This is a genomic window from Nitratireductor sp. ZSWI3 (assembly GCF_024655565.1).
In the GTDB taxonomy this organism is placed as follows: Bacteria; Pseudomonadota; Alphaproteobacteria; order Rhizobiales; family Rhizobiaceae; genus Nitratireductor.
The window spans coordinates 1-14,040 of the sequence record NZ_JANKOF010000115.1; the positions used below are offsets into that span (position 1 = coordinate 1).

Annotated in this window: 8 protein-coding genes and 1 tRNA gene; 5 read left to right on the forward strand and 4 right to left on the reverse strand. The window is 64.9% G+C overall.

The genetic code is table 11. The features are described 5' to 3' along the window. Window positions 1-56 precede the first annotated feature (56 nt). Window positions 57-776 carry an outer membrane protein gene (locus tag NUU27_RS22695; RefSeq protein WP_257764578.1) on the reverse strand — a complete coding sequence of 240 codons (720 nt, stop codon included), beginning with the start codon at window positions 774-776 and terminating at the stop codon, window positions 57-59. Between the two features lie 376 nt (window positions 777-1,152). Here NUU27_RS22695 and NUU27_RS22700 point away from each other — a divergent pair, with 376 nt between their 5' ends. Next, complete coding sequence (locus NUU27_RS22700; protein ID WP_257764579.1) at window positions 1,153-2,124, forward strand: AraC family transcriptional regulator; 972 nt, start codon at window positions 1,153-1,155, stop codon at window positions 2,122-2,124. Window positions 2,125-2,215: 91 nt separating this feature from the next. Here the strand turns inward: NUU27_RS22700 and NUU27_RS22705 are convergent. Continuing rightward, window positions 2,216-2,292, reverse strand: a tRNA-His gene (locus NUU27_RS22705). Between the two features lie 220 nt (window positions 2,293-2,512). Then, complete coding sequence (locus tag NUU27_RS22710; RefSeq protein WP_257764580.1) at window positions 2,513-2,971, reverse strand: phasin; 459 nt, start codon at window positions 2,969-2,971, stop codon at window positions 2,513-2,515. 354 nt (window positions 2,972-3,325) lie between these two features. Here NUU27_RS22710 and NUU27_RS22715 point away from each other — a divergent pair, with 354 nt between their 5' ends. From NUU27_RS22715 to NUU27_RS22725, 3 genes are all read left to right on the forward strand, one after another. Beyond that, window positions 3,326-6,589 carry a PAS domain S-box protein gene (locus tag NUU27_RS22715; protein WP_257764581.1) on the forward strand — a complete coding sequence of 1,088 codons (3,264 nt, stop codon included), beginning with the start codon at window positions 3,326-3,328 and terminating at the stop codon, window positions 6,587-6,589. A gap of 181 nt (window positions 6,590-6,770) precedes the next feature. Further along, window positions 6,771-7,829, forward strand: coding sequence for a Fe(3+) ABC transporter substrate-binding protein (locus tag NUU27_RS22720; protein ID WP_257764582.1), 1,059 nt, complete (start codon window positions 6,771-6,773; stop codon window positions 7,827-7,829). An 84-nt stretch (window positions 7,830-7,913) separates the two neighbouring features. Continuing rightward, window positions 7,914-9,611, forward strand: a complete 1,698-nt coding sequence (locus NUU27_RS22725) for an iron ABC transporter permease (RefSeq protein WP_257764583.1) — start codon at window positions 7,914-7,916, stop codon at window positions 9,609-9,611. 332 nt (window positions 9,612-9,943) lie between these two features. Here NUU27_RS22725 and NUU27_RS22730 read toward each other — a convergent pair whose 3' ends face one another. Continuing rightward, window positions 9,944-11,902 carry an acetoacetate--CoA ligase gene (locus NUU27_RS22730; RefSeq protein ID WP_257764584.1) on the reverse strand — a complete coding sequence of 653 codons (1,959 nt, stop codon included), beginning with the start codon at window positions 11,900-11,902 and terminating at the stop codon, window positions 9,944-9,946. 296 nt (window positions 11,903-12,198) lie between these two features. On the opposite strand from NUU27_RS22730, the gene NUU27_RS22735 reads away from it, so the two are divergent. Next, window positions 12,199-13,998: an AsmA-like C-terminal region-containing protein gene (locus tag NUU27_RS22735; protein WP_257764585.1), complete on the forward strand. Its 1,800-nt coding sequence runs from the start codon at window positions 12,199-12,201 to the stop codon at window positions 13,996-13,998. Window positions 13,999-14,040: the final 42 nt, after the last annotated feature.

Below are 14,040 nucleotides of genomic sequence, written 5' to 3' on the forward strand. Positions count from 1 at the left end.
GTCTATTCAGACGCACGGCGCTGTATTGGCCGATCTTCTGTCGACTGGAGGGACGATCAGAAGCGGTAGTTCACGAAGGCCTTGAGCGTGTGAAAGGCGACGTCGTCCCGGAGCGTCAGCCCCTCGCCATTGTCGAAGATCTGCTTCGAGCCCAGGTCGACATAGGCGTATTCGGACCCCAGCGACAGCTTCTCCGTCACCGCGAACTCGAAGCCCGCACCCGCGGTCCAGCCGGTGCGCGTCTGGGATTCGTTGATGACGTTGACGCCGCCCACCGTCACGTCCAGTTCCGTCTTGCCGTAAGCGAGACCGCCATGGGCGTAGACCAGGGTGCGGTCCCAGGCATGGCCGAGCCTGGCCCGCACCGTGCCCAGATACTTCACCTGCGATTCTCCGTCGAACACCTCCGTGCCGTTGATCGAGGCGGTGACGGAGGCGCCGTAATTGGTGACGGCGATGTCGGCTACGGCGCCGATCACCCAGCGCTCGGCGAACTGCCAGTCGTAGCCGGCCTGGACGCCGCCCAGAAAGCCGCTCGCCGAGATGTCCAGATCGGTCTCCTGCGGTGGCGGATTGCCGTCGGCGAAGATCTGCCGGGCGACATATTCCATGTCGCCGACGGCGAGACCGCCGAACACGCCGATATAGGGACCGGTCCAGTCATAGGTCTCGGCCACCGCCGGCGGCACCGGAGCGGGCTCATAGACCACCGGATCGGCCGCAAGAGCCTGCCCCGCGGTCAGCAGCAGCGCCGCGGCTAAGAATGTCGTCTTCATTGGATATATTCCCCGTAAAAAGATTGGTGTTTCACTTGCCCCAGCGCTGCAGCACGCAGACAAGGGGCGCCCGCGCATCGGCATTCCGCTCGTTATCCGAAAGCGTCCCCTGAAAGCCGTGCATTCACACTCCTCTGCCGCACCGGAAATCCGGGCGACCGCGACACGACCCGAAGCGGCCCCTTCGTCCCTTCGCCTCATGCCTGCCGCCAAGCTCCCTATCGGAAGCTACTGCTAGCAGAGAATTTGCGTGGACGTTTGGAGGGAACGGAACTGGCTCTTGCAGCAGCGGAACTCACCCCGTCGTTTGGTGAATTGTCTCTTGCAACTCAGACCCGATCCGCTCACCTTACCGTGATTTTGTCGGGTGGCGGCCATGCTTCCGGAGACTCCCCAGGTAGCGACATTCTCATCGGATGAAATTCCCGAGCATCAGCGCGACGAATTCATCCGCGATTTCTATGGGCGCATTCAGATGCGGCTGCAGATCAAGCCGAGCGATGACCACGCGCTCAGTTTCGCCGCACGCACGCTCATCTTTCCCGGAATGATGCTGACCAAGGGCTCCGTCTCGCCCATGAACTGGCACCGGACGCCGGACCTGATGGCCGACAGCAACGACGACATCGTGCTTTCCTGGAACCGGGGCGGCTATCGCTTGACGATGCCCGGACAGGGCGATTTCGACACGCGGCCCGGCACGGCGGCGATGCTGCCCATGGATCGCGGTTTCTCCATCACGAGCGCGGATTCACGGTGGACGATGGCGCTGCAGTTCAAGCGATCCCTGCTCGCCCCTCTCGTCAAGAATCTCGACGACGTTCGCGCCGATGCGATCGGCCGCGCCAATCCGGCGCACAACCTGTTGTTCAGCTATCTGTGGTCGTTGCTGCATATCGATGCGGCGGCGACGCTCGAACCTCTCGCGACTCGTCACATCACCGATCTCCTCGCCGTCTCCCTCGGCAGCGTGGAGCAACATGCACAGCCGCCCGGCGTGCGGGCGGCCCGGCTCGATGCGATCAAGCAGCACATCGCGCGCAACCTCAACGACCCCAATCTCAGCGCCGAGCAGGTCTCGCGGCGCTTTTCGATCAGCGCGCGCTACATCCGCCAGCTCTTCGCCGAGCAGGGCACGAGCTTTTCGGACCATGTCACGGCGCAAAGGCTCGCCTATGTCTATGGCTGCCTCACCGACCGGCGGCAGTTCCTGCGCCGCATCGCCGACATCGCGTTCGAGGCCGGCTTCACGGAACCGTCGACGTTCTACCGTCAGTTCCGGCTCCGCTACGGGATAACGCCCACCGAGGCGCGGCTCCTCGGCCGGCAAGGCGACACGGAGGTGTAGCGCCGAATCTGAAGCGATCCGGGCAGCACGAAGCAATCGCCGGAGCGCGCAACACAGCAAAGATCTGTCTGGAGAATGAAACGAGGAGAAATGGTACGGTTGGGTGGATTCGAACCACCGACCTCAGGAGCCACAATCCTGCGCTCTAACCAACTGAGCTACAACCGCCCGACACCGTGACCGGCGTTCGCGTCAATAAGGGCAAATCATCGGCTTTTCAAGCCAAAACGAACGGCGATCGTCAAACAAAACGAGATGCCCAAAAATAAAAAAGACCGGGGGGAGGATCCCGGTCTTTTTCATGAGAGGACCGAAGGGAGGAGGTTTCGGCCCAGCCCGGCGGCGATGGGAGGAGGTTTCGCTGCCGGGTGTTCTGTTCGTCAACGCCTCAGGCGATGCGAAGTTCCTTGACGGCCTTCTCGAAGGCGTCCTTCATCGGCTTCGCCAGAACCTCGGCCGACTTCTGCGAGTTCGCCTGGAACTCCTTCATCTGGTCGGCCGCAACTTCCATGCGCTTGCGCAGGAAGGTGCTCTGCAGCTCGATCACGTCGGCCAGCGAACGAGCGCCGGCGAGCGCCTCGAGATGAGCCAGATTCGCTTCCGCGCCTTCGCGCAGGGCGGCGATCGACTTGCTGGTGAACTCGTTACCGGCCGTCTTGGCGCTCTCGAAGGTCGCTTCAAACGCCTTCTGGGCGTCTTCGGCGCCGGCCTTCAGGCGCGCATAGACTTCCTTGGTCTGCTCGGCGCCCTTCTCGGCAAAGGCGCGGAACTGCTCGCTTGCCTTCGTCGCATCGAACGTTGGGAACTCAACCGCTTCCGTGTCTTTCTGCGTGGTCTTGGTGGTCATACCGCGATCCTCTTTTTCATGCCGCTCTCGCTCGCTTCCTGCTGAAGCGGCTGATCGATTTGTCTTATGCATCCCATATAGCAAAGGCTTTTGTGCATTGCAACAAAATTTTTGCACCGCAATATAATCGCCGCTCCGGTTAACCAACCATCAAGATTTCCGCGACTGGCCTGGCACGCATTTGTGGACCGCGCCGCCACATGCATTTATTAATGAGTTGTTAATGCCGTTGTCGGGTTGCCGTGTGCGAAGGGTGCTAACGGCCGCCCCGATGCTGCTAAGGACCTTCCGCGGAGATCGGAGCACCGGGCTTGCGATCCACCGCCCCCAGGGATGATCTATCGGTTCGTTTGAATGGCGTCAGTCTCATATTCCTTCGTTGACGTTGCGGTGCTGGATCAGGTTCGCAGACGCTTCGCGGCCGGCGATGCGCTGGTCATCCTGTCCACCGATCTCACCGAGGTGCTGTGGGCCAACGGTCCCGGTGCGGCGCTGCTCGGTTTCGAAAACATCGCGACCGCCATCGGCGCGGAGGCGGGCCTGTCCGTCACGGCGCGCCGGCAGATCGCCGCCACGCCGCGCTATCCCGACATCGGCGACGACCGGGCCATCGCCGTCCGTCTGGCGCGCGGCCTCTCCGCCCCCGCCGTCAATCTCCACGCCAGCGCGGTCAGGCTGCCCGACGGCGAAGGCGCCATCCTTCTGGCCCGGCCGGCGGCCGCCTTGCGCCTGCGTGACGAGGCGACGCGGGCCGCCGCTGCGGTGGAAGGTTTCGATGCGGCAGGCCAGTTCGCCGCCCTCATCGATGCCGAGGGCCGGGTCAGTGCGGCCTCCGAGGGCTTTGCCCGCCTCGGCATCGCGCCGGCAACGCTGCGCGACCTCGTCGCCGACGTGCGGGAGGAAGAGGACCGCCTGGTGAAGCGGCTTGTCGACGAAACATCCCGCAGGCTGCCGGCGGCGCTCGCCCGGCTGACCGACGAGCCCGCATCGCACCTGCTGATCGTGGTCGACGAGCAGAACGAAGCGCCGCAGCACCCGCCCGTTGCGGCACCGCCTGCCCGGTCCGATGCAGCCGAACCGGCGATCGAGGAGCAAGCGGCGGTGGCGGTCGTCGACACGCCGGCCGAGGCATCCGGCAGCACGTCCGCAGGAACATCCGCTGCCGGCTCTCCGGCGCACCTCGCCGGCACGGTGCGCTTTGCCTGGAGAACCGATGCCGAAGGGCGCTTCACGGCCCTGTCCGAAACCTTCAAGGAGGCTGTGGGCGCCGCCGCGGCGGATGTGATGGGCCGCCGCTTCCGCGACGTCTCCAATGCCTTCGGCCTCGACCCGGAGGGGCGCATTTCCACCCTGCTCGAACGCCGCGACACGTGGTCGGGACGCACGGTCCTGTGGCCGCTTGCCGGAACCGACATGAAGGTGCCGGTCGATCTCGCCGCCCTGCCCGTCTATGGGCGCGGCAGGGTGTTCGAGGGCTTCCACGGTTTCGGGCTGGTGCGGCTGGGCGATGCCGTGCCCGATCCTGAAGGAATCGGGCTCGTGCTGACGCCGGGTGCGCCCCTGCCGCACATGGATGAGAGCGCCGAGGAGGCCGCAGCCCACCCATCCGAAGAAGAAGAAGAAGAAGAAGACGCCGAGGACGCCACGCCCGGCGCAGCGGACACGCCGCCGGAGGCGGCCAGGCCGCAACGCGTCAGCGACAGGCCCGACAGCCACGAGAGCGACAAGATCATCCGCCTTGCCGAACATCGTGCCCCGGCAAGGGAGGGCGCCCTGTCGCCGACAGAGCAGACGGCTTTCCGGGAGATCGGCGATCGGCTGCGGCGCGAAAGCGCCGCCGACGATGTCGACGCGACGCAGGAACCCGCCGCGCCTGAAGAAACAGAGGTCGAAAAGCCGGCCGAGCCGGCCGCGCCCACCGCTAGGGAAGCAGCCGCGGCGGACGATGAAGCGCGAGAAGCCGCGGCAGCCGAGAAGGAGACGCAGCCGCTCGGCGCGTCCGGAAGGGAACCTGCGCCGCCGCAGCCCCCCGAAACCGCCTCGCCTGCCGCACCTTCGTTCCTGCCTTCGGCCTTCCAGGGCGCCGCTGAGCTGCAGCCGGCGGACGCGGTGCTGCTGACGCATCTGCCTTTGCCGATCCTCGTCCATTCCGGCGATGTCCTGCACTATGCCAACCAGGCCTTCTTCGCGTTGACCGGCTATGACGATCTGTCCGCACTGGAGCGGGCCGGCGGCATCGATGCCCTGTTTCCCGAGCCGTACGAGGCTGCGGATATCACCGCCGAAGGGCGCTGCCTGAACCTGAAGGCGGCCAGCGGCGAAACGATCGCCGTCCGCGCCCATCTGCAATCCGTTCCGTGGCGAGCGGGCAAGGCGCTGCTGCTGGCGTTGCGGCGCGGGGCAGAACCGGCCGCGGCAACGCTTACGGAAGAAACCGCTCCAGCGCACGAAATCGCGCAAGCCTATTCTTTCGCCGATGCCGGCGTGGACACCGCCGAACTGCAAATGCATCTGGCCGAGATGCGCGCCATCGTCGACACGGCCACGGACGGCGTCGCCATCATCGATAATGAAGGCAGGGTGCGCTCCACCAACCGGCCGGCCGAAGCGCTGTTCGGTTTCGACGCCAAGGATGTGTCGGGCAAGCCCTTCACGGCCCTGTTCGCCATCGAAAGCCAGCGCGCGGTGCAGGAATACCTGAACGGCCTGTCGGACAACGGTGTGGCAAGCGTGCTGAATGACGGCCTGGAGGTGATCGGCCGCGAGGCGCAGGGCCGCTTCATCCCCCTGTTCATGACCATCGGCCGCCTGCCGCACCAAAGCGGCTTCTGCGCCGTGCTGCGGGACATCACGCAGTGGAAGCGGACCGCGGAGGAGCTGACCCAGGCGCGTGCCGAAGCCGAGCGCGCCTCGGCTCAGAAGACCGAGTTCCTCGCCCGCGTCAGCCATGAGATCCGCACGCCGCTGAACGCCATCATCGGCTTTTCCGAATTGATGATCGACGAGAAGTTCGGCCCGATCGGCAACGACCGCTATCGCGACTATCTGCGCGACATCAACCGCTCGGGCAACCACGTGCTCGACCTCGTCAACGATCTCCTCGACATCTCCAAGATCGAGGCGGGCGAACAGGAAATGCACTACGAGGCCGTTCCGCTCAACGACGTGCTCGGCGAGACGGTGGCGATGATGCAGCCGCAGGCCAATCGCGAGCGCGTCATCATCCGGTCCAGCTTCGCCTCCAACCTGCCCGACGTGGTGGCCGACCCGCGCAGCGTGCGGCAAATCGCCCTCAACCTCCTGTCGAACGCGGTGCGCTACACGCAGGCGGGCGGCCAGGTGATCGTGTCGACGGCCTATGCCGGAGACGGATCGGTGATCATGCGCGTGCGCGACACGGGCGTCGGCATGAGCCCGGCCGAAATCGACGAAGCCCTGAAACCTTTCAAGCAAATCAACACGTTGAAGCGAAAGCGCGGCGATGGAACGGGCCTCGGTCTGCCGCTCACGCGGGCCATGGTGGAGGCCAACCGCGCCTCCTTCTCCATCAATTCGGCGCCCGGCGAGGGAACGCTCGTCGAGGTGTCCTTCCCGCCGACGCGCGTGCTTGCCGAGTAAGGCGCGGGGCGACGGGTTCGGCAAAAGCTGACCCCAGTAGTTTAGAATATTTCTAAACTACTGTTATTGCTTGCTTTTCCCTTGACGTTCCCGGAAATTTCTCCCAGAAGCCGGGCGCTGAGGCACCAACGCCTCGGCTCTTTCCATGGGACCTTTACTCCCACAGGCCAGGAGACAAAGAATGTTTGTCAAGAAGTATCATGCAGCGAAGGCCGGCCTTGCGGCGCTCGCGCTCGCCGGCGGTTTCGCCGCATCGCTGCCCACCGCCCAGGCCGACGGTGTCGTCAACATCTATTCCTATCGGCAGCCGTTCCTGATCCAGCCGCTGCTCGACGCCTTCACCGCCAAGACGGGCATCCAGACCGAGGTCCTTTTCCTCGACAAGGGACTTGAGGACCGCATCGCCGCCGAGGGCACCAATTCGCCGGCGGACGTCGTGCTGACGGTCGACATCGGCCGCCTCGTCAACGTCAAGGAAAAGGGCGTCACCCAGCCGGTCGACGACGAGGTCGTCAACTCCGAGATTCCCGCCGAGTTCCGCGATCCCGAGGGCCACTGGTTCGGCCTGACGACGCGCGGCCGCGTGATCTATGCCTCCAAGGAGCGCGTCCAGCAGGACACGATCACCTATGAGGAGCTTGCCGATCCCAAGTGGAAGGGCAAGATCTGCATGCGCAGCGGCCAGCACAATTACAACATCGCCCTCTTCGCCTCGATGATCGCCCACCACGGCGAGCAGAAGGCCGAAGAATGGATGAAGGGGCTGAAGGCCAACCTCGCCAACAAGCCGAACGGCAACGACCGCTCGCAGGCGCAGTCGATCTTTGCCGGCGAGTGCGACCTGGGCATCGGCAACACCTATTACGTCGGCATCATGATGAACAACGACAAGGAGCCGGAGCAGAAGGAATGGGCCGGCGCCATCAAGGTCCTGTTCCCGAATGCCGAGGATCGCGGCACCCATGTCAACATTTCCGGCATGGCGATGGCCAAGCACGCGCCCAACCGCGAGAACGCGCTCGAGCTGATGCGCTTCCTGGGCAGCGGCGAGGCACAGGCGATCTACGCCGAGACCAACTACGAGTATCCGGTCCTGCCCGGCGCCAAGATCTCCGAGACGGTGCAGTCGTTCGGCGAGTTGAAGCCGGATGCGCTGCCGCTCGCCGACGTCGCCAAATACCGCAAGGCCGCTTCCGAGATGGTCGACCGCGTCGGCCTCGATGACGGCCCGCAGAGCTGATCTGCGAGGTTTCCGTGAAGCCGGGCCCCATGGGGTCCGGCTTCTTGCTTTTTCCAAGCACGGCGACACCGCCACCGCAAAGCCATGACCGCCTATCCCGCCTCGACCGTTCCAGTCCCGGATCAGCGTTTCCCGCGCATTCGCGGCGAACGCCACATCCTGGCGGCTGCGGGAAGCGTCGTCGTGGCCCTGGCGGTGCTCCTGCCGATCTTCGCCGTCCTGATCGTGGCGGCCGGAAGCTCCGGCGGGGAATGGCCGCATCTCTTACGCTATGTGCTGCCGCAGTCGCTCGCGACGACGCTGCTGCTCCTCGTCCTGGTCGCCGCCGGCACCAGCATCATCGGCGCGGGCTGCGCCTGGGCCGTCGTCGCCTATGATTTCCCCCTGCGGCGCTTCCTCGCCTGGGCTCTGGTGCTGCCGCTTGCCGTTCCGCCCTATCTCGCCGCCTATGCCTTCGGCGAATTCTTCCACTATGTCGGGCCCGTGCAATCGGGCCTGCGCGCCATGTTCGGTTTCACCAGCGGGCGCGACTACTGGTTTCCCGACATCCGCTCGACCTGGGGAGCGGCCCTTGTCGTCACCTGCGTCACCTTTCCCTATGTCTACCTGACCGCGCGCGTCGTGTTCCTCATGCAGGGACGCAACATCGCCGATGTCGCCCGCACGCTCGGCGCGACGCCCTCGCGCGTCTTCTTCCGCATCCTGCTGCCCGTCGCCCGGCCGGCGATCATTGCGGGCCTCGCCCTGGTCATGATGGAAACGCTCAACGACATCGGCGCGGTGGAGTATCTCGGCGTGCGGACCCTGACCCTGTCGGTCTATTCGACCTGGCTGAATCGCGGCAGCCTTGAAGGCGCAGCGCAGATCGCCGCCATCATGCTGGTCATCGTTTTCCTGCTCGTCACGGCCGAACAGTGGGCGCGGCGCAAGCAACGGTTCCACACCGCCCGCGGCACGCAGATGCACGCCCGGCCGCCGCGCACGCAGCTCGCCCCCGGGCGCGGCATCCTCGTCCTTGCAGCGCTGTCCGTGCCGATCCTCCTCGGCTTCGGCATCCCGCTCTACGTCTTCGGACAGTACGTCGCGCGCCGCCTCTACCAGTTCGCCGACCCGCAGGTGCTGCAGGCCTTCCTGACAAGCATCGCGGTGGCGAGCGTTACCGCCGTGCTGACCCTCGTCCTCGCCCTTTTGCTTCTCAACGCGATCCGCCTGTCGCGCTCGCCGGCGACGATGCTTCTGGTGCGGCTCGCCTCGATCGGCTATGCGCTGCCCGGCACGATCCTGGCGCTCGGGCTGCTCTTGTCGCTGGCCCGTATCGACAATTTCGTCGACGGCGTGGCGCGCGAGTTTGCCGGTGTGTCGACCGGCCTGCTCCTGACCGGCACGGCCGCCTCGATCGTCATCGCCTGCACCATCCGTTTCCTGGCGCTTGCCGAGAGCGCCATCCGGTCGGGGCTCGAAAAGCTGCCGCCCAACCTCGATCTGGCGGCCCGCAGCCTCGGCAAGACGGCCAACCAGAGCGCCATGCAGGTCCTTCTGCCGCTCCTGAAGCCGGCGCTGCTCACCGCCGCGATCCTCGTCTTCGTCGACACGGTCAAGGAGTTGTCGGCAACCATCCTGCTGCGCCCCTTCGGTTTCCGCACGCTGGCGACCCATGTCTACGAGAACGCCTCGCGCGGCGCGGTGGAAGACGGCGCCGTCGCCGCGCTGCTCATCATCGCCACGGCCATCGTGCCGGTGATCCTCCTGTCGCGCCCGCTGATGCGGGATCACAACACCTGATCCATCCCGCCATCGATCCCGGCGGCCCGCGGGCAAAAAAAAGCGCCCGGATCGGGCGCTCTGAAGGGTCTTGGAATGCTGTCAAAAAACGGGCTTGGCGAACATCCGGCAAATCCGTCAGGCGAAATGCGTCCCGCCCGGCTCGTCAAGTTGCCCTCACTATCGCGGCGATCCGTTAACGAGACCTTACCGGAATGCCTGCGAGTTTACCGAAGTGTATCATCTGTGAAATCTCGGTAAATTTCGGTTTCACCGATCCTTAACCATGGCGATCGCTTAAGTTGGAGCGGTATGCGGGCGGAAAACCCCTTCATACTTTTCCTCATCCCGCTTTACTGCCGGAGCGCGGCGATGTCCCGGTAGAGGTCGAGCGCCTCGGGATTGGCGAGCGCCTCCTTGTTCTTCACCTCGCGCCCGTGGACGATATCGCGCACGGCGAGTTCCGTGATCTTGCCCGACTTGGTGCGCGGTATGTCCTTCACGGGGATGATCTTGGCCGGCACATGACGCGGGCTGGCGCCCGTCCTGATCTTGGTGCGGATCGTCTTTTCCAGCACCTCGTCCAGCACCACCCCCTCGGCGAGGCGCACGAAGAGCACCACCCGCACGTCGTCTTCCCAATCCTGGCCGATGCAGATCGCCTCAAGGATCTCCGGCAACTGCTCGACCTGATTGTAGATCTCCGCCGTGCCGATGCGCACGCCGCCCGGATTGAGCGTGGCGTCGGAGCGGCCGTGGATGATCATGCCGCCATGCGGGGTCCATTCGGCGAAGTCGCCGTGGCACCAGACATTGTCGAACCGGTCGAAATAGGCAGCGTGGTATTTCTCGCCCTGCGGGTCGTTCCAGAAGCCGATCGGCATGGACGGGAAGGCGCGGGTGCAGACGAGTTCGCCCTTGCCGCTGGCCATGGGCTTGCCGTCCTCGCTCCACACCTCGACGGCCAGGCCAAGGCCGGCCGCCTGGATCTCGCCGATCCAGACCGGCAGCGTCGGCACGCCGAGCACGAAGCAGGAAACGATGTCCGTTCCGCCGGAGATCGAGGCGAGATGCACGTCCTTCTTGATCGCCTGGTAGACGAATTCGAAGTTCTCAGGCGCCAGTGGCGAGCCGGTCGACGAGATGGTGCGCAACGACGAAAGGTCATGCGTCTCCATCGGCTTCAGATCCGCCTTGCGCACCGCGTCGATGAACTTGGCAGAGGTGCCGAAATAGGTCATCCGCTCGGCTTCGGCGAAATCGAAAAGCACATTGCCGTCTGGGTGGAACGGCGAGCCGTCATAGAGCAGCAGCGTGGCTTCGGACGACAGGCCGCTCGCCAGCCAGTTCCACATCATCCAGCCGCATGTGGTGAAATAGAAGAACCTGTCGCCCGGCGTGAGACCGGCATGCAGGCGATGCTCCTTCATGTGCTGCAGCAAGGTGCCGCCCGCCGAGTGGACGATGCATTTCGGAATGCCCGTCGTGCCGGAGGAAAACAGGATGTAGAGCGGATGGGCGAAGGGCAACCGCTCGAATGTCGGCTCGCCGGCATCGAAGCCGGCTATCGCCGACGAAAAAGCCTCGGCGCGATCGATCTTCTGAGCCGCCGCCCCGGCATGGCCCAGATAGTCGACGATCAGCGCCAGCTTGACGCTCGGCAGCTTCGAAACCACTTCGGCGGCCTTGTCGGTCACGTCGAAGGCCTTGCCGCCATACCAGTAGCCGTCGGGCGCGATGAAGATCGTCGGCTCGATCTGGCCGAAGCGGTCGAGCACGCCGCGCACGCCGAAATCCGGCGAGCAGGACGACCAGACGGCGCCGAGCGAGGCGGCCGCCAGCATCGCGGCTATGGTCTCCGGCATGTTGGGCATCATCGCCGCCACCCGGTCGCCCGCCTTCAGCCCTTGCGCACGGAAAAGCTGCTGCAGGCGCGAGACCAGGGCGCGAAGGTCGTCCCAGGACAGGCGGCGCTCCACCTTGTCTTCGCCGCGAAAGACGATGGCATCACCCTGGCCGGTGCGGCGCAGGAGGTTTTCGGCGAAATTCAGCCGCGCGTCGGGAAAGAAGGAGGCTCCCGGCATGCGATCGCCATCGACCAGCACCCGCTCGCCCTTCTCGCCGATCACGCCGCAGAAATCCCAGACCAGCGACCAGAAGCCTTCCCGGTCGTCGACGGACCACGCATGAAGCGTCTCATAGTCCGGCATCGCCTTTCCGGACGCGGCTTCCGCCAGCTTCATGAAGGCCGCGAGGGGCGCCTTGCCCTTCTGTTCCTCGGTTGGCGTCCACAACGGCCCGGCCTGGTTCATGTCATCCTCCTGAGATCCCAATCATGACCGGCCTTGTTATGCATTTCTGCCCCGGTTCCGGCAATGTTGCAGTGCGAAGAATCTTCCACGACCGCATCTCCCTGCAAAGCCGTCCGCGTTTAGGATGACGCACGATACGAAACGGCGGCAGACGATCCGAACAAGAAAACCGTGCAATAAGTGGGCATTGCGCTACAAATCCTTGAAATGCCTATCGCCTGGTTTAAACCCGTTACAGGTTTTAATTGGTCGGTGAAGCGCGGCCGAATGGGTCGGAGAGCATGCCCGGATCGGCAATGACGAAAAGCATTTGGGCACTCGGCATTGCCGCGGTCATCGCGGTGGTCGCCATCCTGTGCCTGCCGATCATCGCCTCGACCCAGATCGTCCGCGACAGTGTCGCCCAGCAGGTCAGCGCCTGGAGCGGCTATCGCGTCCGCCTCGACGATGCTCCGCAAATCCGTGTCTGGCCTTCGTTCAAAGCGATCCTCAACGACGTCGTCCTGACGGATTGGCGCGACAATCAGGGGCCGCCGGTGATGGAGGCGGAACGCGTCGAGATCGACCTTTCGGCGCTTGCGGCGTTGCGCGGCGAGGTCGTCTTCACCAAGATCCGGCTGGTGCGCCCGGTCCTGCGGGTCAACGGCGCCAATGACGCGCCCCGCTTCCAGGCCATTCCCAAATGGGGCCGGCTCGCGCAGTCGATCGAGTTCACCAGGGAGCTCCTGAAGGCCAATCCGAACACGCCGGACCTCAGCGCGCTGCCCAGCGACGCCTTCGCAACGATAGAGATCGAGGACGGACGCGTCATATCCGCCTCGGATCGCACCCAGCCTCCTCTGGCAAGCGGCCTTGCCGGCACGCTGAGCTGGCCGGCGCTCAACCGCTCGGCCGCCCTGACGGCGCGCGGGATCTGGCATGGCGAGAGCATCGTCGTGGAAGCCTCCAGCGAACAGCCGCTCGTGCTGCTTGCCGGCGGCAAGGCTCCTCTCTCCGTGACGTTGAAGACCGCGCCAGTGTCGCTGTCGTTCGCAGGCAGCGCCGATTTCGACGGCAATGCCTTCATCGACGGCCGGATCGAGACGTCGGCTCCCTCCCTGCAGCGGGTGCTCGAATGGACGAGCCGCGAGGACTGGCCGGGCAGCACGATCAAGGCCGCCTCGCTCAAGAGCAACGTCATCGGCGATCTGACCCGCATCAAGTTCGAGAACGCCGAGATCGGGCTTGGCGAAAACAGCGCCACCGGGGTTTTCGACATCGGCTTCACGGCGCCGTATCCGACGGTGACCGGCACGCTTGCCTTCAAGTCGCTCGACCTGCGCTCGCTGATGCTGGCGCTGGCGCCGGATTCGGACGACCCGGCGGCCTCGCCGGTCGCCCACCGGCTCAATCTCGATCTCAGGCTGTCTGCTGCCACCGCCACCGCCGGCTCGGTGTCGATGACCGGCGTCGCCGCCACGGCGCAGGTCCGCGATGGCTTGATGAGCCTCGACATCTCGGACGCGACGGCGTTCGGCGGCATGGTCCAGATCGGTGTCCGCCTTGACAGCATCGAGGACAACAACCACGCCGAATTGCGCGTCAACGCCGAGAACGTCAATGGCAAGGCGGTGGCGTCGACGCTGAACCTCACCAACCTGATACCTAACGCTCCAGGGTCGTTCTCGGTGTTCATAAAGGGACGCGGCAGTGATCTGCAGAGCGTTCTGGAAACCGCCGACGGCTCGATCTCGGCGACCATCGGCAAGGGCACGATCCCCGGCCTCAACCTGCAATCGTTCCGCGAGCACAACGACCAGGGAACCTTCTTCCCGCTGGCCGATATCGCCAATGGCGAACTGCCGATCGACGGCATCGACTTCAAGGCGACGCTGGCCGGTGGCATCGCCTGGATCGACAAGGCCGACATCAGGCTGACTTCCCAGGAAAAGATAACGCTGGGCGGCCTGGTGCCCTTCGCCGGCCGGGGCATCGCGCTGTCCGGCAACATCGTTCCGGCCGCTCCGGCAGAGGAAGGCGTCGAGCCGCCGAAGGAGACCTTCTTCATCGGCGGTTCGTGGAGCGCGCCATTCATCGCCCCGTTCCTCGTGGAGTGAGCGCCGCTTAGAGCGGTTCATCGTTTCATGGAAACGATGAAC